The 20,936-nt window shown below is 63.8% G+C and carries 11 protein-coding genes; 4 read left to right on the top strand and 7 right to left on the bottom strand.

Annotated elements, in window-relative coordinates:
- Window positions 1-473 precede the first annotated feature (473 nt).
- The 4 genes from ABNG04_RS08605 to ABNG04_RS08590 all read right to left on the bottom strand — a co-directional run bounded on the left by ABNG04_RS08605 (window position 474) and on the right by ABNG04_RS08590 (window position 12,977).
- Window positions 474-1,109, bottom strand: a complete 636-nt coding sequence (locus ABNG04_RS08605) for an IS6 family transposase (RefSeq protein ID WP_371161768.1) — start codon at window positions 1,107-1,109, stop codon at window positions 474-476.
- A 132-nt stretch (window positions 1,110-1,241) separates the two neighbouring features.
- Complete coding sequence (locus tag ABNG04_RS08600) at window positions 1,242-2,540, bottom strand: cohesin domain-containing protein (protein WP_371161766.1); 1,299 nt, start codon at window positions 2,538-2,540, stop codon at window positions 1,242-1,244.
- Window positions 2,541-2,744: 204 nt separating this feature from the next.
- Window positions 2,745-11,462: an outer membrane protein assembly factor BamB family protein gene (locus ABNG04_RS08595; RefSeq protein ID WP_371161765.1), complete on the bottom strand. Its 8,718-nt coding sequence runs from the start codon at window positions 11,460-11,462 to the stop codon at window positions 2,745-2,747.
- A 390-nt stretch (window positions 11,463-11,852) separates the two neighbouring features.
- Complete coding sequence (locus ABNG04_RS08590; protein WP_371161764.1) at window positions 11,853-12,977, bottom strand: DUF8471 domain-containing protein; 1,125 nt, start codon at window positions 12,975-12,977, stop codon at window positions 11,853-11,855.
- Window positions 12,978-13,090: 113 nt separating this feature from the next.
- On the opposite strand from ABNG04_RS08590, the gene ABNG04_RS08585 reads away from it, so the two are divergent.
- Genes ABNG04_RS08585 through ABNG04_RS08575 form a run of 3 tightly spaced genes read left to right on the top strand, consistent with a single transcriptional unit; the run spans window position 13,091 to window position 15,488 of the window.
- Entirely contained in the window at window positions 13,091-13,366 is a 276-nt protein-coding gene (locus ABNG04_RS08585; protein WP_371161762.1) for a DUF8044 family membrane protein, read from the top strand.
- Window positions 13,367-14,476, top strand: a complete 1,110-nt coding sequence (locus ABNG04_RS08580) for a DUF4350 domain-containing protein (RefSeq protein ID WP_371161760.1) — start codon at window positions 13,367-13,369, stop codon at window positions 14,474-14,476.
- Window positions 14,469-15,488 (top strand): AAA family ATPase, encoded by a 1,020-nt coding sequence (locus ABNG04_RS08575; protein WP_371161758.1) that lies wholly within the window; start codon window positions 14,469-14,471, stop codon window positions 15,486-15,488. The genes ABNG04_RS08580 and ABNG04_RS08575 overlap by 8 nt, the downstream gene beginning before the upstream one ends.
- Before the next feature lie 129 nt (window positions 15,489-15,617).
- Here the strand turns inward: ABNG04_RS08575 and ABNG04_RS08570 are convergent, their stop codons facing one another.
- The 3 genes from ABNG04_RS08570 to ABNG04_RS08560 are packed head-to-tail and all read right to left on the bottom strand — an operon-like array spanning window position 15,618 to window position 18,624.
- A complete protein-coding gene (locus ABNG04_RS08570; protein WP_371161757.1) occupies window positions 15,618-16,616 on the bottom strand; it encodes a DUF7982 domain-containing protein in 999 nt (332 codons plus the stop codon).
- A complete protein-coding gene (locus tag ABNG04_RS08565) occupies window positions 16,613-17,200 on the bottom strand; it encodes a DUF8163 family membrane protein (RefSeq protein ID WP_371161756.1) in 588 nt (195 codons plus the stop codon). Before ABNG04_RS08565 ends, ABNG04_RS08570 begins: the two co-directional genes overlap by 4 nt.
- Complete coding sequence (locus ABNG04_RS08560) at window positions 17,197-18,624, bottom strand: DUF58 domain-containing protein (protein ID WP_371161754.1); 1,428 nt, start codon at window positions 18,622-18,624, stop codon at window positions 17,197-17,199. The genes ABNG04_RS08565 and ABNG04_RS08560 overlap by 4 nt, the downstream gene beginning before the upstream one ends.
- 103 nt (window positions 18,625-18,727) lie before the next feature.
- On the opposite strand from ABNG04_RS08560, the gene ABNG04_RS08555 reads away from it, so the two are divergent.
- Window positions 18,728-20,899 (top strand): AAA family ATPase, encoded by a 2,172-nt coding sequence (locus ABNG04_RS08555; protein ID WP_371161752.1) that lies wholly within the window; start codon window positions 18,728-18,730, stop codon window positions 20,897-20,899.
- Window positions 20,900-20,936 lie beyond the last annotated feature (37 nt).

Raw genomic sequence — 20,936 nt, 5'->3', positions numbered from 1 at the left:
CACCCGTCCGGTGTCTCGGTGAGGTGGACCGTTTCACCGGTAACCAGCGTGATAGTGTGACCCGTAGCATCGGTCTCATTGTTCGAATTATATTCGGTTCCGTCTGTCTGGCGAAGTCCTGTCGCCACACTTCTGTCGCCGGAGACAGATGGGCCGCCAATTCCGCCGCCCGCAGCAGCCGTAGATTCAACCGAAAGGTTTTGCGTTCCCTCCACGTTTGGTGACGACGGTCCGGCAGCCAGCGCCGGTGCCGCCATGCTGAGTACCATGACGACCGCCATCACAACGGCAAAAAATGAGGTAGCTGCTTCAGAAGATCCGATCGCTGTTCGCTTCGTATCGCGTGTCGATGAGTCAGTCGCCATTTGCTCCCCGCCCCACCGGTGAGAATCCAACTAATGTTACCATTTGGAAACGATGTCACAGCCATATGATTCTTGTCTAATAAATGTTCTGAGCAGTTGAGGTAGTGTTTAGGTAAGCTGATTCCATGCGAAGGCGAACGCTTGTAACCAATTTTCGGCGGTGCTTGGTTCGGCGTGGCTAAACGTGTTTGAGAACTGGTTTGTTCGACGTTTTACTTCACGGAAAAAACGTTCGACGGCATTCCGGTTCCCATGTGCGACGTGTTGGCATCGGAGCCCGTGGCGATGGCAGGCAGCGTGTAACCACGGCGCACCATCGACGAGAAAGACTGCGTCGTCGACCTGATGTTTCTCACGCAGTTCTGAGAGAAACATCGAGGACACAGCGCTATTCCTCGTCGAATAGAGTCGAACATGGAGCATGCGATTCGTGTCGGGATCGACGGCAGCATACAGCCAATACTGCTCAGAATTGAGCTGAATCACGGTCTCATCGACCGCAACGTGATTCGGGTCGACACCGCCTGTCGGCTGTAGATCGGCTTTCTGTATCCACCGATGGACGGTGGTCCGATGGCGATCGACACCCAACCTCTCAAGAACCGAGACGGTATCCGAGAGTGATAATCCAGCCAAATGGAGTCGGATACCGAGCTTCATCGCCGGCTCGGGTGTCGCCTCTCGTTCCAGAAAATCTAATTCGATACAACCGCTATCGCCGCTGAGGCGGTCGAAACTGAGCATGAACCACTCGACCTTTTGACCGCCTCATCCTTCGACCTTATCTCAACACCGCCAAGTGACCTGTCCCTACCTATAAACGAATTGGGAAGAGATTAATCCGCAGACGACAGGCGATCGAGAGCGGATGGTCACCTACCGAGACCGAGAGAGAACTCTCCCAAACAGCGCGAGCGCGAACAGGCCCGAGAGAACGCTGAATCCCGGCGTGTCATCAGTCGTCACACCATCAGTAGTGTTCTGTGCGGCGGTGTCGCCGTCCACGCTGACTACGCCGAGACGCGCCTCGTTGAGCCGGTTCCCGGTAAGCGAGAGTGTCGTGTTTTCGGGCGTATCGAACGCAACGCTGAAGGAGAGATCGACCTCCTCGCCCGGTGCGACGGAGACGGTACGTTCGGCGACGGCGAGTCCGTTTCGCCGAAGTGTTAGATCGTCGTTGACAGCGGTCTCCCCCATGTTCGTGAGAACGACGGTCACGGTTTCGTTCGATCCTAGAGACGCTTGTGATGGAAGCCTACTCTCGGCGATGTTGATCGGACTGGGATTCGCCGTCACAGCGGTTTCGTCTGATTCAATCTGCGTCACATTCTCGCGGGCCGCTACCGCACGAACAGTGGTACGGTCGGCGAAAGCAGCCACTACGCTTCGAGACGCAAACTGCTGGACTTCGGTCGCGTTCGCGTCACGAAGCGCCGTCGCAACGGAGTCGGTGTCGCCGTTCACGTGAACGATGACGCCGACGCGTTCACGTGAGTCGAGGTTAGCTCTCACCTCGTCGCCGACCGTCTCTGGCCAGTCGTCATCCGAGGACGCTGAATCATCCGATTCGTCGGATGCGCTGGTGGATCCATCCGTTGACGACTCATCATCAGTCGAGTCGGTGTTACCGTTCCCGGAATTCGGCGGGGACTTCTCGTCGGGAGCGTTTTCGGGGTCCTCGCCAGTGATGTTCGATGACGACCCGTTTTCGGTGGAACCGGGATCGGCGCTGTCCCCGGAGCCAGACGGGGTAGACTCGTTTTCCGGGAGGCGAACCGTCGTTCCACTCGTCTCTACTGGGAGGTCTTCGACGGCCGGATCGACCGCGGAAGCCTCCGTGAACTCGAAGGTGAGGTTACCGGTGGCGTTCCCATCGACGGTGACGGTTACCGTGGCGAGTACGCCCTCACCGGTGATGCCCGACTCGACCACCGTGCGCGATTCGGCGTACGAGATCATCTGCTCGTCGGGATTGGCACCGGCCGTGCCGACGATGGTACCCGCACCGTCGCCGAGGTAGGCTCCCGATGAGACGTCATCGACCTCGACGCGGTCGGGATCATAGGCGGCCGCGAAGTCGATTCCGTACACTGCCTCGGTGGCGTTCGCCCTCACCGACAACGTGATCGTCTCGTTCGGTTCGGCCTCTTCCGGTGCCTCGATCGCGAGTGACACAGCATGCGTATCGCCGGCTGCTCCAGCCGCACCGATCCCTATCGCCGCGATCACGATACACAGAAGCCCCCCAAAGACGAGCCACCGTCGGGCAGATGTCGGCGGGCGGCGTCGGCGTCTCATGTGTGAGGCGGACCGCCGGAGGTGGGCGCTCCGCTGTCAGTGGGTCGGAGGTTTGTGCCCCGCGGATTAGTCGGTCGGTCGCTACACATCGATTGCCCTCACTTCGTCGGTTTCCGTGGTGGAGACACCATCTGAGCCGGGCTCGTCGCGAAGCGATGATACGCTCTCGGCGAGATCAGCCGTCGAGCGAGTCGTGCCGTCATCAGTCCACGCCTCGGTCCGCCAGTTCTGGCCGAGTACCGTGAGATCGGCGATGCCCACCTCTCCGTCGTTGGTCAGGTCAGCGTCGGCGGCGTACTCGGCGTCGCCGCGGGTAGAGTCGTACGCGAGCGCCAGGAACCGGAGGTCAAATAGGTCGACGCGTCCGTCTCCAGTCACGTCGCCAGGTTCACGAACAGTCGTAGCGGCGTTTCCGGTACTCGAACCACCGCTCTCGGTGACCACGGTCGCGGTGATGTTCGTCCGGGCGTAGTCGCCGTCCGATCCTCCGTTCCACGTCGATTCGTTAAACTCGAGCGTGTAGATCGCACTGTCGTTGCCGACGACCTCGCGGTCGACGACCGGCGCGTCTGCGTCGATCGTCGCATTCGATAGTTGCGCGTCGGAGATCGGTTGCGACGTGTTGACCCGAACGTCGACGGTCGAGTTGGCGTAGACGGTCTCCGTCAGCACCGTCGCGTTCACGTCCGGCGCAAGCGTGTCGGTGACATCGACTGTCGTGGAGTCGGTCCGCACGGACACCGCCTCGTTGCGTTCGTCGGTGAGTGTCGCGTCGGCCACCGCGAGGTCGGTCGAAACTGGCTCGTCGACGTCGGCGCTCGCCCGCAACGTCACCGTAGCGAGTGTTCCCTCCCCGGAGACGCCGTCGGAACTTTGTCTCGCCTCGCCGAGTTCGACGGAGCCGGACCCCTCGTCGACGATCGGCTGGATGGATGTCGTCTCACCTCCGTCGCGTTCCAGGAAGGACCCGTACTCGACCGACTCGACCGCGAACACCGCCGAGTCGTACTCGAAGACGAACTCGGACCCAGTAATATTCACGGACGTGTCGACACGGATGTCGACCGTCATCGTCTCGTTGGCGGCGACAGTCTCGCGGTCCGGGACGACGCTGACCGTGGTCGGCGAGGCGTCATCGCCGTCCGTCACGTTCTCGTCGGAGACCCGGCAGGCCGAACTGATGTACGACGAGTCGCCGGTCAGCGCCACGTCGATGAGCGCGTCCTCGTACTGGGGGGTTCCCGGCCCGAGACACGTGTCCGCAAGGGCGTCCTCAGCACGATCGCGCTCCGTTTCGGAGAGGTCGGCGACGGTCACGACGCTTTCCGGGAACGTCTCGACGAAGTACGTCGACTCGAAGGGACTCTCGTCGCCGGTTACTCGCCAGTCGTCGCGGAACCCGTCGTACAGCCGGTCGGGATTCAGCGGCCGGTCGAGCGCGGTCCCGTTCTCGAAGGCGACGTCGTTCGACTGGTTACCATCGACGTTGCCCAACAGCCCCTCGACGTTATTTTCGCGGTCGGGGTGTAGCGAGAGCGCGAGGTCGAGTCGGTCACCCGCGACAGTCGCCGTGAGGTGTTCGTCGGTCGCGGTGACTTCGTCGTCGTCGCCAGCGTAATAGACTGTGTAGGTGTTCGCCTGTCGACGGATCTCACCCGTACCGTTGTCCACCGAAACCGTTTCGCCGTCCGTGATGGAGATCGGCTCTCCGTCGATCGAGACCGGCACGTTCGCCTCAGCGTCGATCACGACGCTGGAATTCCCGACGACGGTTCCGGTAGCGTTGTTGTTCGACACCGAATCGCTGACGGGGGACTGACGCGCCGCGACGAGGAGGTCGCCGCGCGGCTCCTGAGCCAGCACGAAGTCACCGGCCGCCATGAAGTCGTACGACACCCCGTCGAAGGTCGTGATGTGCGGGTCGCCGGTGCTGTACCCGGTAACGAACTCTTGGTTGACCACGTCGACGGTCGCCGCAGCGTCGTCGTCCGCCGTAGACACCGCGGCGGTGATGACGCCCGGACTGTCTGGCGTCGCGGTGAACGCGACGGATCGACTCTCACCGGGCGCGAGCGTGACCGAGCGTGACGTGACAACCTCGTCAGCAAAGCTCGCAGAGACCGTTTGCGTTCCATTCGCCTCACCAGTGTTCGTGATATCGGCCGTGTACGTGAGCGCCGCGTCGACGCTCGCACTGGCCGGGGCGTTCACGCTGGTTACCGCGAATTCGGCGCGGTCGGTCGCTGTGTCATCAACGGGCACCGTCTCACTGCGACGGTCGGTCGAAATGGTAACCGAATTCGTCGTCGCGTCGGCGTCGATCGGCACTCCCTCGAAAGTCACCTCCGTCGAGGCGTTCGCGTCGAGGGTGACCGGCCTCGAGTCGACAAAGTAGGACTCTTCAGACCCTGTCCGGACGTCGAGTCCTACGTTCCGGACTGTCGGCCGGTTACCGGTGTTGGTGACCGTCGCAGTGACTGTGACAGCTTCGCTACCGGAGGTCGACTCGTTGGTAACAGAGATATCGCTAACGGCGAATGCGATGTCCGTCGCGTCGAGTGCGGGTACCTGAATCGCCCTCGTCGTTCCCTCCTCCGTCACGTACGCGACATCATCAACAAGCGTGTTACCGGCGATCCAGTGGGGGGTCCCGTACACGTCGGTCGATGTCCCCCCGACCGCGTCGTACACGACCGCCGTGCGAACCGGGTCCTCATCGGATCGAACGGTTGCGAGGTATCCACGATCGTCGTTGAGCTGGTAGCCCTCGATAGCGTCGTCGACGCTCCAGCGCTGCTCGCCGGTCGACGCGTCGAGACGAACGAACTCAGTCCCGACGGCATACAGCCCGGTATCCATGTCGTGGAAGTTCACCCAGCCGCCGGAAACGTTTCCGACGTGCGTCGGCTCTCCGGTCGCGTTGACGCGGGTTAACCCTCCCACACCGTTACCGTAATCCACGGAGATCAAGTAGCCGTCATCAAGCGCCGTAACATCGCTCAGATATCCACCCAAGTCGTCTTCATGGATCCGACGCGCGCTCGTTCCGGGGGACCCAGTCTGGTAGATGACGACTTCCTGACCGACTTCAACGGCGATCGTTCCGTCGTTCGCGTGGGATATCTCCCCGCCGTAGTCGTCGAGCGGTACACTCCACCGCACGTCGCCGTCGAGCGAGAGCGCGTACAGCCGATCATCGCTTTCGGTCGCGTACACCGTGTCGTGCGTCCGATGGAGATCACGCACGCTCAGGTTGGAGACGTTCATCGTCACGTCACCGGTGTCGACGTCGATTCCGAGCAACCGATCGTCAGCATCGGCGTAGATGGTGCCGTACGCGAGCTGTCGATCGACCGCGTCGCTCGCCGCAGTGTAAATGTATTCTGACTCGACAGTCCAACGGGTATCACCGGTGGCCGGATCGTAGCCGATCAACGTGTCTTCGCCTTCAGCGATCAGGATGCCGTCATCAACCCCGGCGACGGTGAGATAGCCCTCGCGGCGCTGTTCCCAGATGACCTCACCGGTCGTCGGATCGAGCGCGACGAGCGTAGAGTTCTCGTAGTCGTCGGTTGGGTACGTTGTGAACAGCGTCCCGTTCTGTTCGAGTATCTGCTCCCCCTCCTGACCGCTGGTCGAACGGTTGTCACCGACAGTCCAACGCACGTTCTCCGGATCTGGTTTGGTCAGTTCGTCGGCGTCGTAGACCTCGACGACCCAACGGTAATCTTCCTCGTCTTCGGTGGCAAGATAGACGTCGAGCTGCGTCGAGTGCGTTCCGTTGTGATCGGACGTGAGCGTCACTGACTCCGTCTCGTCCGGGCCGAGCGTGAGCGTCGTCTCGTCGACGAGTTCACCCTCGACGTAGAGACCGACAGTCTGGGCCTCCTCGACACCGCCGGTGTTGGTAATCGATCCATTCACTTCGAGTGACTCGTTTTCTTCAACGACATCCGGATACTCGGCGTCCACAATTCCGAAGCGCGCGGGAGAATCAACGACCTCCACTGGAAGCGCGTCGCTGTCGTTTTCAGAGCTGACGAAGAGGGTGTAATTTCCGGGGGCAAGGTCGACGGCATTAAAGCCGAATTCGATAGTCGCGGTCTCATCGCGATTGAGAGAGACGCTCGTGGGTGCCGCGCTTATGCTCGCGGTCTCGTTCTCGACGATAGCCGCGATCGACTGAGTGGCAGCCGTGTCACCGTCGTTCGTGACGGTCGCAACCGCCTGTAGATCCCCATCCGGCCCAACGCTGTCGTCAGTAGCGTTTTCATCGATATCGACGTTGAAATCGGCGGAGTCGGGAACCGGATCCGTGGCGTTCTGTTCCACAACGATGGTTCCGTTGGCGCTTTCGCCTCGATACGTCGCGTTCAGCGTTGTAGTACCGACACCTTCCGCCGTGACGGTCCCGTCGTCGGCCACGCTCGCGACGGTCTCGTCCCCAGAGCGCAGCTCTGCCGCGTCGGTGACGTCGGTGACCGTGCCGTTCGACAGCGTCGCGTTCACCGTCAGCGACGTTTCAGACTCGTTGTCGATCGCGTCGTCGGCGAGCGAGAGATCGATCGATTCCGGCGGTTCGGTCGCCGTGATGTTCGTCACGTAGATCGTGTACTCGCCGGGCCAGACAGCGGCTCCGACCCGGACCTGCGTGCCAGCAGGAAGATCACGCGGGACGGTCCCCGAGAGGACCCCGTCCGGGTCGCCCTCGTTTGCGAGCTGTATCTCGTTCTGATTGTAGTTGCCCGGCGGATATAGCAGCAGCCGGATGTTGCCCGGCTCACTCGCGAACGTACTCGACTCGTACCGGGCCGTGATCCGAGTCCCGTTCGAGAGCCCGGTTGCGTTGCGGGCCACGCCGATCGTGCTCGGCCCACCGTCGACGTGTAGCCGGACGCTCCCACCGTACTCGGTCGAGAAGCCGCCGTCGCCGGGGGTTGGGGAGCCATCACGCTCGTCGCCGGTGCGGAACCGGTGGTTGACCGTCCACCCCTCAAGGCCCTCGTCGAACGTCGCCTCGAACGGGATGGAGATGCGTTCCGACTCGCCCTGCCAGACCAACGTCGGGTATCCCTCGAGGTCGACTTGCCAAACGGTCTCGAAGTCGAGCCCGGTCATGTTGTCGGCCGCAGCCGTGCCAGTCATCTGTGCCGTCGTCAGGCCGGTCCCGTTCCCGGCGGAGGTGGCCTGACCGGTCGATTCCTCGTCCCAGTAGGAACTGGTGACCGTTCCGGTGTCGCGATATTTCGTGTTGTTGCCGACGAGCCCACCTGAGTCGGAAGAGTCGGCTACGGTTCCGGTCGCGAACGTCTGTCGGACAACGTTGCCGTTCTCACCGACGAGTCCACCGACACGCGTCGATCCGGTGACGGTGCTGCTCGCCGACGCGTACTCAATCGTCCCCTGGCCACCGACGGTTCCAGCGAGTCCACCGACCCCAGCGGATCCGTTCACGCTACTGTCAGCAGTTGCGTATCGAACGGTGCCTTGGGTCAGTCCGACGAGCCCGCCAACTCGATCAGTGCCGTTGACGTCGACCGTTGCCACCGTACGTGTGATCTCGGCGTCGTTGAAGCCGACGAGCCCACCGACGTTCGCGGTTCCACGGACCGTGCCACTGGCCGACGAATCGGAAATTCGGCCGCCCGGGTAGTTCAATCCGACGAGGCCACCGATCGTCCCTTCGCTCCCCTCCACTTGAACGCTCGTCGACGACCCATCGATCGTGCCCGCGTTGAAGCCGACGAGGCCACCGATATCGGTCCGACCGTTCACTGAACCGGACACAGAGGCGTTCTCGATTGTCCCAGTATTCCGCCCGGCGAGACCACCGGTCCGGATATCGCCGCGGATCGAGACCGAGTCGAGGGTCAGGTCGTGAACCGAACCACTGACAAACCGGAAGAGCCCCATGAAGTCCGTCTCGGGACGATCGACGTGGAGACCGGTGATCGCGTGGCCCGCGCCCTCCAGCGTCCCGTCGAAGGAGCCACTAGTCCCGATCGGGCGGAATCCACTGCCGTTGTGCCACTCGCTAGTGGATGACGCGTCAATATCGTTACCAAGCGTGTAGTTCGCGTCGAGATCGTCCTCAATCGTCCGTAGCTCGGAGGCGTTCGTGACGACGTACGGAGCGTCCTCGGTTCCGTTGCCAGCCAGCTCGCTCAGGGCTACGTCGACCGGGCCGGCGTCGTCCGCGAGGACCTCGATCCCGCCGATGGTAGCGTTCGCGTCTGCGATCAGATACTCCTCGTCGGTGTCCGTGTCCAGGCGCAGGTCGGTGACCGCGACGGTCCGCTCACCCGACGTGTTCGGCGCGGTGGCCGAGACGGTTCCGGAGACGGCGAGCGTCCCGTTCGTCACGTCGTCGGCGCTGTAGTCGATCGTCAGGTCGTCTTCGGTCTCGTTCGTGTCCCCGTCCGAAGTACCTCCGAGAGAAAACCCGTCGAATCGAACGTCGACCTCGCCGGAGTCGTTGGCGAGGGTCGTGTTCTCAACGACGACCTCCACCTCGTACGACTCCGTCGCACCGCTTTCGACCGAGGTCGGTGAGACGGACGAGGCGGTCGCGTTCACGAACGGACCGCCCCCGGCTCCACCGCCACCATCGGGACCGTCGTCGGGCCCTTCCGTGCCGTTACCGACGACCTCGAAATCGGCGTCAGCGGTGTAGAAATTCCCGTCATCGTCGGCCGCCCATACGGTGGCACTCACGAAGCTATCGTTCGCGGCGTACTCCGGGACGGGAATCTCTCCATCGGCGTTTGTCGAGATCCGACCGATACCGTTCCCTTCGGCGAACGTGTCGGGGTTCTCGTGTTCGAAGCCAGCGAACGCGAGTCCGGAGGCCTCAGTGCCGTCGGGCGTGGTGAAATTCAGCGTCACGTTCTCGCCCGGGGCGACGACGGAGTCACCCACGACTTCTACCGAGCCGGGCAGGTCAAACACGTTCACTATATATCCGCCCGGATCGTCGTACCGGTTCGCGGACGTGTAGGCGTTGTACGGCGCGATATCGCGCGGAACGGAGACCGTCTCTGCGCCGGTACCGGTCTCGTTTGTCACGATCTCCCCGGTCGCGTACGAGTCCACGTCGTCACCGTTCTCCAGCGCGTTGTACTGGATCGGAACGTCTCCAGCGCCGCTACCGTCCCCGGTCCGTTCGGCTTCACCGCGGAACTCGGTCGTTTCCCCGGCTACCGAGCCATATCCACCTTCGAGGTCGATCTCGTACTTCTGGATATCGGCGAACAGCGACTCTGAGACTGTCGTGCCGTCGTGTGTCATCGTCGCGCTGCCGTCGATATTCGCGCCGTCGATAGCGTTGGTTGTCGGAATCGACACGACCGCGTTCCCGGTCTCGTTCGTTGTGACGGTCCGATCCGCCAGCGGGACCCCGTTGTAATCTACCCGAGCGAAGACGGTGACCGCCTCGTTCGCGATCGCGGACCCGTTCTGGGTCGCCTCAACGTCGAAGGTGAGATTCGATCCCGGCTCAACGGTGTAGCTTCGCGGCTCCACTGACAGCTCGACCGAGCCGTCGCTCGGAGCGTCGCCATCGTCAGTCTCGTCGTCTCCCGGTGTCGGGTCTTCGACATTGAGATAGTCGTTTTCGAGGATTTGTGTCCCGTCCGTCGTTCGGATGTCGACATCGAGCGAGTCCACGTCCTCCGGCACGTAATCGACGGAGAAGAATCCGTTTTCACCAGTCACCGCCGTTTCGTTCGCGATCACGGTGTCGTTGCCGTCGGGCGTGAACTCCACGATGACCTCGGTGTTCGCCACTGGGCCGTTCCCGTCGATCAGGTAGCCGCCGTAGGAGGAGCGTTCGTCGGCGAGAGCGTTTTGTAGATCGAACAAGCTCGACCGGAAGACCAGTTCCCTCGCTCGCACGCCATGTGTTGTGGTTGCTCCCGTTCGGTCGAGTTCCGCCGTGGCCTCATACCGGCCTGGCTCTCGGGGGGTCACCGGGACGGTAAGGAAGCCGTCAGCGTCCGTCTCGGCCAGTCGTTCATCGATAACTGTCCCGTTCGGTGCGGTGATCGTAACGGTCACCGACTCGTTCGCCTGGCCGAACTCACCGTTTCGAACGAGGAAATCGAGGTCGCTCTCCTCGCCGGTCGGAACGTTCTCGAACTCCCGTTCCGCCGGCTGGATCCGCGGACCGACGACGGGGTTGATCGTGGCCGATGCCTCTCCGTTCGCTCGGTCGACGGTTACTTCGTAGGTGCCGGAGGGCGCGTCCTCGAGGTCGTACTCGACGCTCGCGCGACCGTCCTCGCCGGTCGTCGCGGTGAACTCCTCGGCGGTTCCGTCCGGTGCCTCGACCGTCACGTTCAGCGACTCGCCCGCGATGACACTCGGCGGATCAGTGTCGTTGAACGCGCCGACGAAGATTTCCATCGTCCCGTTGGCCTCGAAGGAGGCGCCCGTTGGGATGGCGGTCACCGAGACACGCGTGTCCCCAGTGTACGAGTCGTCGCTGTCAGCGGTCGAAAGACTCCCGCCATCGGATCCGTCCGACGTGGCGGAGAACCCGAGGCTCCGTTCGGTGTCGTTTTTTCGAGGTTCGCTGTCGGCATTCGACGCGAGATCCCGAGTCGCCTCTGAAGTGGTATCGGTGCTGGTCGTGGGGTTACTGTGGGCAGTGTTGGCGTTCAGACTATCGGCAGTAGTGCTCTCAGTTGCCCCCTCCGTCGCCGCAGCAAGTCCACCGAAGGCGACGCTGCCGGCGACCATCGAGAGCACCATCACCACCGCAAAAAAGATCGCCCACGCCTGCTCGCGCCGATTCGTCATCGACGCACCCCCGCTCGAAGCGCGCCGCCCCGCGTCATCCACGGTCGAAGGGTCCCTCCCGTGGTCGGGATGTGAAACAGTCCGCACCCCTCAAGCGTACTCTTCTCCGCACTATGCTGGCTTCCAGCCGCACCACCCAAATCAACGCCTGTGCGGCGGTCTCCACACAGAACGTCCCGCTCCCCTGCCTGCAGCATGTTTCTATCGGCATGGTAATTACAGTATAATAAAACTTCGTGGCGAGAGAACTGTTCACACATCGAATAGAACGCGGAGCCAGTCGGTGGAACCGCCCGTGGGGGTTTCCTCGGGTCGACTGCTCCAGTTCGTCACCTCCGGCATCGTCCGGCGAACCAAGCCGCCTGCTGGAGTCGCCGCGGAGAGATCGCCTCAGTTGCTCTCGACGTCGATCCAGAGGTGAAGTTCGCGGTACGCGTTCTCGGTCGTCGGATCTTCCGGAACGGAATCGCGATAGAGGAGGTACTGTACCCGGAGGTTCTCACCCGCGCGCGTCGGCCGAAGCGTGTGCCGCTCGCGGTGGGTCTCGTTGTGTTCGACGGTCGCGTCGAACCGATCGAGTTCGGTCCGTTCGAGTACCGTCGTGGAGTTGTTGACCGTCTCGACCTCCTGTAGCTGGACCACGACGTGGTACTCCGTCGGCTCGTACTCGTTGTTCCCGATACCGACGATCAGCTCGGCGGTGTCGTTGACGGCCAGCGTCTCCGGATAGTCGTCGGCGACCAGCTCGCCATCGGGCGTCTCAGTGAGCAGGTAGAACTCCGAGAACTGCTCGCCTTGGGGCGGGACGGCGACCGCGTAGCCGACGCTCGCCACGGCGAGCAGCACGGAGACGGCGAGGACGACGTTGAGCGCGGCGTCGGTCCGATCGTCCGGCTCGAACAGCTCGCTCTCGGCGGCGGCGAGCCACTCGCGGTACGGGACGGCGAACCGCTCGTCGGGCGGAAGCGCCCACCGCCGACGCGCGGCGACCGCGACGCAGCTGAGGGTGAACCCGGCGACCGCGGTCACCACCGGCACCAGCCGGATCCCCCACGGCGTGAAGTTCAATATGAGCCCGATGAGCGGCACGACCGCGATCGAGAGGCCGAACGAGAGCGCGACGCGCTCGATCCCGTCGATCCCCGAGCGGTCGGCCGCGGTCGCTCCGGGGTCACCCCCGCCCGAGTCGGTGGCCGGTTGGGCGTCCGCCGCCTCGGTCCCCGGAACGGGAGCCGGTCTGTCTTCCGACTCGGGCCCGGATCGCTCGGGGTCGGCAGTCTCGGTCGCCGTGGGGGAGCCACCAGCTTCCGGAAACAGCGCCGCAATGAACGCGTAGCCGGGAAGAAACAGCACGAACCCCAGCCCGAAAAGCACTCGCAGCGGCGTCTCGTTGATTACTGGGACAAAAATCGTAATTAACGTTGCGAGCGTGACGAGCGTCGTCGCTGCGAGATCGGCAGGAAGCCGGCGAACCGGACCGGGGATGACCAGCCAAAACTCCCGCCGATCTGCCATACGTCACTCAAAAGAGACGACGGACAAAAACAACTCGATCGCCGGAACACTGATCGGTCGCCACGGGCGGACGCACCACAGCATTGATATTTAGTTACACAAACTGTTCCACAATGTCTGTCGGGAGACGGCGGCGGTTCATTTACGGCGTCGTCGCGTGGATGCTCGGGGCGACGGTGATCCTGACGCTGCTCGACTCGCTGGAACTCGAGCTCTTCTTCGTGCTCTCGCTCATCGGGCTGCTGGTCGTCGTCGAGCTAACCGCGCCGTTCAACGTGACGCCGCGCTGGCGACGGCGGCTGATACCCGTCGTTCTCGCCGGCCTCGCGGGATTCGGCTACATCGTCGTCAGACGGATCCTCGAGATCCTCCCGGAGGGGGTCCTGTAAATGCGGCTCCCGTCGACGCCACGGATCGTGTTGTACGCGCTGGCGGCGGCCGTCGGTCTCGCGCTCATCGTCGCAGCAAGCACGAGTGGCGCGGCGTTCGGCGCGTACAACGTTGCGTGGGACGGGACGAGCGACTTCCGGGATCTCGCGGATCAGCAAACGGACAGTCGGGTCGTGCTTGACGCGGACCCATACGAGCGAGGCGGCGCCAACGAGACGGTTGCCGTCGTCCTCGCACCGACGGCTCCGTACAGCGAGGAAGACGCGCGGCGCGTCCGGGAGTTCGTTACAGCCGGCGGAACGCTCGTGATTGCGGACGACTTCGGACCGGCCGGAAACGCACTCCTCGACGGTGTGGGCGCAAGCGCACGGTTTAATCGGACGGCGCTTCGAGACGAGCGACACTATTACCGAGCGCCGTCGCTTCCGGTGGCAACGAACGTCAGCGAGACGCGCTACACCAGAGGCGTCGACCGATTGACGCTGAACAGGGGCACCGCGATCGACGCGGGGAACGCGACGGTCGTCGCCACCACGTCACCGTTCGCGTACCTCGATCGAAACGGGACCGGCAGTCTGTCGACCGGCGACGAGTTGGGCGCGTACGCGGTCGTGACTACCGAATCCGTCGGCGAGGGACGGGTCATCGCCATCGGCGATCCGAGTCTGTTCATCAACGCGATGCTATCACAGCCGGACAACACGGCGTTCGCAACGGCGGTCTTCGACGCCCACGACCGCGCGCTGTTGGACTACTCACACGCCGGCGAACAGCCACCGCTCGCTGTCGCCGCGCTCCGATTCAACTCATCGACGGCACTCCAGCTTGGGGGTGGGGCGCTCGGTATTGGCATCGTCTGGGGACGCGCGTGGCTCTTCACGAGACTCGCGGTCGCGCTTCAGTGGCCCCTCTCATGGGTGCTTTCGCCGGAACAGCGACGCCGACTCCCGACGTGGCTCCGTAGCGGAGTGAACGACTCCCGCCCCGTCGATGAAGCGGCGATTCTTGACACGCTCCGAGAGCGGTATCCGGAGTGGAGCGAGGCACGCCTGCGGAGTATAATGACAGATGTTTTGTTTGATCAGAATCGAGATGATGTAGATGAGTAGTCCGGCGGCGGTGTACGAGGCGATTCGTGAGGCGACGAGCGACGTGGTCGTCGGTAACGAAGTGGTCCTCGAGGGACTCACAATCGCGCTGCTCACCGACGGGCATGTCCTGCTTGAAGGCGTTCCCGGAGTCGCGAAGACGACGATCGCGAACGCCTTCAGTCGCGCGACCGGGCTGTCGTACAGCCGGATTCAGATGACACCGGACATGGTGCCGGCGGATATCTCCGGCACAAACGTCTACCAGCAGGCGACTGGCGAGTTCACCCTTCGGAAGGGACCGGTGTTCGCGAACCTCGTCGTGGCCGACGAGATCAACCGGGCGACGCCGAAAACGCAGAGCGCGCTGTTGGAGGCAATGGAAGAGTCGACAGTGACGATCGAGGGGGAAACGCTGGCGCTCCCGCAGCCGTTCATGGTCGTCGCCACCCAGAACCCGATCGAGATGGAGGGCGTGTTCGAACTCCCCGAGGCCCAACGCGACCGCTTCCAGGTTAAATATACGATTGATACCCCCGACCGCGCCGACGAGCGGACAGTGATCGACCGGTTCGACGAAGCGCCGGCACTCACCGCCGATGATGTGACTCAAGCTATCGACGCGAGCGATATCCAGACCGCGAAAGAGGCCGTCACAGCCGTCTTTGTGTCAGACTCAGTCAAAGAGTACGTCCTCGATATCGTTCATGAGACGCGAACCACGTCGGCGCTCCGCTACGGCGGCTCCCCGCGTGCCTCGCTCGCGTTCCTTGCCGGAAGCAAGGCACGCGCAGCGATTCACGGCCGTTCGTACGTGATCCCCGACGACGTGAAAGCGCTCGCGGAGCCGGTCCTCGTTCACCGCGTTATCCGGACCACAGACGCGGAACTCTCGGACCGCTCCGTGACCGAGATCGTCCGAGCGGTGGTCGACAGCGTCGAGCCGCCGAGCGCGGACGCATCATTCGGAGAAGTGAGTGACGGCCACCCACAGGCCGCCGACGGCGGGTCGGTCAAAGACAATCAAGAGTAGTCGTCGCGCTCTCACGAGGCCTGCTCCGCTCGGGCTTGGATTACGATGGTTGTGAGCGCGTCCTTGGTTACTGAACCACGGCGTTTCTCGAGTTCCGTGACGCCCACGCCTCTCTTGAAGCGCGCAAACTCATGTCGCGTCGGTGGTGTCCGTCGGGACCCTATCGGGATCCGTGCTTTCGTCTACAGCCGTCTCGCCGGAAGCACGAGACCAGTCGCGGTTATACCGACAGGTGATCGTCAGTGGGTCCGCACGTACCTCAACGCGGACCGCCGCATCGAGCGTCCGGGCGAGCCCCACGGCGAGGAATGACGGGATTGGGTGGTCAATCCCTGTCGGGTCACCGAGCCCAACGCCAACGACCTCGAACGTGACACGATCCGTCTCCGTGTCAACGTCGTGATCGACGCCATCGGCAAGCTCGAACAGTTCGACGAGAGCGTCAGCGAGGACGGGAGCGATCGCGTGCGGCGTCGCGTCGACCGACTGCGGCCGGCTCGCCTCGAACTCTTCGAACAGCGGCTCTCCGGTAGGGTGAAACGTCACGCCGCCGCGCTCCGGCTCCTCGGGCACAACGAACGGATCGATCAGCTCCGCGCTGTCTGGAAGCGGTGCTCCGTCGTGTCTGGGGACGAACGCGCGGACACCGTCCGCGGGCACGTACACGAGATCGCCCCCGATGCCAAGCTCGCTCAGCATCGCATCGCGGTCGGCGCGGAGTGCTTGGTAGACGCGTGCGCCGACCCGAGCCGTGACGAAGCGTTCGGGCGTGAGAACGTACGTCAACAGGCCGGCGAACATGCCTGTCCCGCCAAGGGCGAACAGCACCGATCGAGCGTCGGGAAAGAGGCCGCCGCCGATCAGGGCAACGGCGCCGACACCGAACAGTCCGAGCGCCGTTCGCCGATACGCGGCCTGCTTCGCACGCGTGTACTCGTCGCGGAGCTGTTGGTTCTCGGCCTCGAGTACGGCCACTCTCGTCCGAAGGTCGGCCGACGATGCCGATCCGGCCGTCGACGCCGCGCCGACCGGCGCACCCGTTTCGGCGGTGCGCGTGCCGTCGGTCGCTTTCGCGTCTCCCGTCTCATCCATCGCGGTGGTGTCGGCTTCTCGGGACCCGGAATTCATTCTTTCGCCTCGGTGAGAGACCGGTCTGCGGAGCGGTCAGTGGTGAGTGACGTGTCTGTCCTGTCGGCGACACGCGTCGACGCGTCGGGGCTCTCGTCGTCCGAAATAAGCCCGAGCCGGACTAGCGTTAGCCGGCGAGTGAGGTACGTCCCGCAGGCGACGGTAAGGCACAACAACCCGCCCGTAACGACGAGGCCGTAGCGGAGGCTGGCGGCGAGCAGAGCCACGAGTCCGACGGTAGCGACGAGCGTGACACCGGCGGCGTAGAGGATGTCGCGCGTCCGTGCGGGTTCGGTGAGCACGACGAGCAGCGCAACCTGTGCGACTGCCTGCGCGACGACGTTCTCGACGGACAGCACCGGAAGCACGGCAAGCTGTCCGGCGGCGAACGCGACCGTCGACGGTGTGAGGACCGCCGCCAAGAGGAACGGAAGCGCGACGAGCGCCTCGCGAGTGGAGCCTGTCGCCAGCAGCGTTGCGGCAACGAGGACCAGCGCGGCGAGGCCGCCGAGGTCGCGAGCGACGAACGACAGCGGGTCGTCCCACGATCTCGGCTGCCGGTCGTCGACCGTCTGACGCGTCACTGTGAGACCTCCTGAGCCGTGCGGCGGTGTTCGAGTACCGCGTTCAGTCGACTGTCCGGAGCGAGCTCGAACGCAGTCACGCGCGGATGCCGGTCCAGCTCGCGACGTAGCCGTTCGAAGCTGCGGTACCGCTCGTATGCGGCGTCGAGGTCACTCATCCCGGCCGGTTCGAAGAGCGACTCCGGCAGGAGAAACACCAGCACCCGGCCACCCCCCCGGATCGCGGTCTTCACCGCCTCTCGGAGTTCGGTCGGCTGCGCGTCGGTGGTGACAAGCACGATGAGTCCCTCCCGACCGCTGCGGTTGCGGATCCGCTCGACTGCACCGACGAGTGGCTCCTCTCGGAGCAGTGACGCGTACGAACCGGGAGTGTTCACGTACGGCGAAAGCGTACGAGCGAATCGGCTCGAGTCGCTGTTGAGACGATCGGCGAGCGTCTGTGCGCGATCTGCGGGATACGCGTCTCGGGAGCCGTCGCTCTCGGCAGGAGTCAGTCCGTAGAGGAGCGTTTGTACACGGGCGTACACCCGGGTGGTAGCGCCGGGGGCGACCGACGTGGTCGGGCCACCCGCTCCGACCGTCCAGAGACCAATCGGGTCGTCTCGGGCAATCGCCGCACGCGTGATCCCGATGCCGACCTCGCGGGCATAGTCCAGCGGCCGCTCACCGTCTCGCCCGACCGCCATCGAGCGCCGGCGATCGACGACGAGGAGCGTCTGTCGGTCCGTTTCACCTTCCGTCTCCCGGACATACGTCTCGGCCAACCGTGCTGTCGCGTGCCAGTCAATTCGTTGAATATCGTCTCCGGGGACGTACTGCCTGAGCTCGCGGGTTGTCACGCCCGGCCCGGGGCGGTCGGACTGGTGTTCCCCGTACGCGCTGCGGAGCTTCTCGCCGCCCTGCCCGACATGGATGTCCGGCGTTCGCGGCGTCACCGTCACCGTCGGTGCGCCGCCGAACGCCAGTCGAGTCCGGTACAGCCCAAACGGGCCGTCGACATCAACGGTCGGCGATGGAAACTCGAAGCGACCCACAGTCGGAAATGTAAGCGAGCCGGTCGTCTCGGCGCGAGTGGCTTCCGGCTTCAATGTAAGCGGGCGCATTGTCTCCGCACCGTCGACGCCCGGAGGGGTCGCCACACGGGCCGTTACCGAAGTAACGGTCGCCGCAGGTGGCCGCTCGATCGTCACGGTTGCGGTCGCAGTCGCGTCGACGACCAGCGCGTTAGTCGTGAGGTCGTACTCAACAGTCAGGTCATCGACGAGACGCCGTGTCAGGCGACTGGACGCGACGCCGGCACCGAGAAGCCACGCGCCGATGCCCGCCGCACCGAGCAGGGCGACCGGTCGACCGGCCGCGATGCCGAGCGCGACGAGGACGACACCGATCCCGGCAGTCGCCCACCAGCGCCCAGTGACGTTCATCGGGCGAAGATACTCCCCGACCGCATTGAAACTTGGCTTCGGCGACGGCACGGCGGCCGCCGACACCAACAAACGATTTAACTACCGCCCGTAGAGTAGACCTGTGTCCGCACGGACAGGTTACCTCGGCGCGTTGATCGCTGCCGTCGTGCTCGTCGCCGCGGTCTCTGGCGGCGTGGGCGCGACAGCTGGCAGTGCCGACGGAACGATCCCCGGATCGAACGTTACCGCGAACGGCTCGGCGACGGGGAACGCGACTGTCCCACACGAGAATCCGGACAAGATTCGCGAGGATGGGAATGACCGGCGCGTCGCGACATATCTCACGTCGCGTCTCGGCGACCGGCTGACCGAGAGCGCGCTCGCGATCAGCGCGGGTGAGTACGAGCGGGGTCGCGCACCCTTAGACGAGGAGTACGGCGACCTCCTCGACCAGTACGCCGAGGTCGCCAGTGACCTCGATGAAGAGGCGCTCGCAGAGCGGTTCAATCTCACGCGCGAGCAGCAGCGGTCGGTGATAGAGACCATCGAAGAGCTAGATGCGACACGCGCCGAGTACGAACAGGCGGTCGAGGCAGGCAACGAGGAGCGACGCCGCGAGTTGGCCCGCGAGCTGTTAGCGGGAGCCGCAGAACTCAATCAGACTGCGACCGAACTCAACCAGCAGTATGAGGCACTGGGGAACGAAACTGAGATTGATTTCGAGACGGCTCAACAGGCGATTGAAGACGCACAACTACAGGTTGGCGAAGCGGCGGCCCTGATTGAGCAGCGGGAGTTCACGGCGACACGCCTCGTCGCCGAGACGAACCGGACGGCCGTCTCGGTAAGCGATCCGGCGATGGTTTCCGGCCGACTGACAACGGCGAACGGCACGCCGATCGCGAACGGACCAATACGAGTGCGGGTCGGCGCGGACACCCTCATCACACGTACCGATCGGAACGGGACGTTCGCCACGACGTATCGGCCGCTGTTGGCCGCGACCTCGGCATCGAACCTGACTGTGACGTACGAGCCGGCGGGAAGCGACCGATATCTGCCGGCGATTCGCACGGTTCCGATTGCGATCGCAGGACAAGCGAATACCTCAGTGACGATTACCGAGGCAACCGAGACAACGGCCTTCAGTCAACCCGTCCGCGCCAACGCAACGGTACGGGTGACCGGTGCGCCAGCGGGTGCGATCGGGGGGATTCCGGTCGAACTCTCAGTCGCTGGTCGACGACTCGCCACAGCTAAAACCGGCCCAGATGGCCAAGTCGAGGTCGGGAGCGCCCTGCCCGCAAACGTGATGACCGGTGAGGTCGACCTCGAGGTCGCGATCGACCGTCGCGACGCGGCAGTCGAGCGATCAGCAGCCACGGACTCTCTCGCAGTCCGCTCTACGCCGACGAGACTGTCACTAAACGCCACGGCAGCTGATGAAGGCGCCGTGGCCGTGACCGGGAGGCTAACCACCGACGATGGGAGGGTACTCGCGGCTCAGGAGGTAGTGATCACGGTTGCCGGAGCAGAAGCAGGACGGATTGTTACTGACGGCGACGGCAGATATCGCGAGACGCTATCCGTGCCGAACGATATCGAACGTGGCGAGTCGGCGGCTGTCACTGCGAGTTTCGACGGCGCCGGGAGCAATCTCGAAGGGGCTGCTGTCACGCGGCAAGTGACGCGACCGCAGTCAAACGGTGCGAGCGACACCAGTGAAGTCGACGGGGTCACGGAGGACGTTGGGGTCGCAGAAAACGTTGGGGTCAGGCTGTTTCTCGTCGGGGGGCTCATCGTCGTGGGTGTACTGCTCGTGATTGGTAGCCGATCCGGCCGAGCCTGGGGGCGACGGTTCGGATCGCAGTTGGGACTGGTCGCCGAATCGGCGGATAACGTCTCACCGGACTCGACGACGCCGAGCAGTGCCGCGGCGGAGGGAGCGGAGACGGGCACCGACGCGAGCGGAGACACAACCCCCGAGGACACCGCGTTCGACCGTGCGCGGACGGCGCTTTCAGCCGGCGAACCGGACGACGCCGTCCGGATTGCGTACGCGGCGATGCGCTCGCGGCTAGGGCTATCCGAAAGCGATGCGACAGCGACTCACTGGGAGTTCTACCGCCAACAAAAAGACGACACTACCGTCGATCAGACGCAGCTGCGTACCGTCACAGAGGCCTACGAGACAGCCGCGTTCGCGCCTGATTCGGTCGCACCTGACACCGCCATAGATGCGGTCACCGCTTCGGACGAACTGGCCGGACGAGACAGACAAGCGGACGATTAGTGAGTGCTACGGCTCACATCGACTTATTATAGGCAGG

The sequence above is a fragment of the Halorubrum miltondacostae genome (genome assembly GCF_041379815.1).
GTDB lineage: Archaea > Halobacteriota > Halobacteria > Halobacteriales > Haloferacaceae > Halorubrum > Halorubrum miltondacostae.
This window is presented reverse-complemented; position numbering and strand designations above follow the sequence as displayed.

Bases quoted from the DNA above. Each gene is read 5' to 3' on its own strand.
- ABNG04_RS08605 (WP_371161768.1), bottom strand. From the start codon at position 1,109: ATGCTCAGTTTCGACCGCCTCAGCGGCGATAGCGGTTGTATCGAATTA.
- ABNG04_RS08595 (WP_371161765.1), bottom strand. From the start codon at position 11,462: ATGACGAATCGGCGCGAGCAGGCGTGGGCGATCTTTTTTGCGGTGGTG.
- ABNG04_RS08590 (WP_371161764.1), bottom strand. From the start codon at position 12,977: ATGGCAGATCGGCGGGAGTTTTGGCTGGTCATCCCCGGTCCGGTTCGC.
- ABNG04_RS08585 (WP_371161762.1), top strand. From the start codon at position 13,091: ATGTCTGTCGGGAGACGGCGGCGGTTCATTTACGGCGTCGTCGCGTGG.
- ABNG04_RS08580 (WP_371161760.1), top strand. From the start codon at position 13,367: ATGCGGCTCCCGTCGACGCCACGGATCGTGTTGTACGCGCTGGCGGCG.
- ABNG04_RS08575 (WP_371161758.1), top strand. From the start codon at position 14,469: ATGAGTAGTCCGGCGGCGGTGTACGAGGCGATTCGTGAGGCGACGAGC.
- ABNG04_RS08570 (WP_371161757.1), bottom strand. From the start codon at position 16,616: ATGAATTCCGGGTCCCGAGAAGCCGACACCACCGCGATGGATGAGACG.
- ABNG04_RS08560 (WP_371161754.1), bottom strand. From the start codon at position 18,624: ATGAACGTCACTGGGCGCTGGTGGGCGACTGCCGGGATCGGTGTCGTC.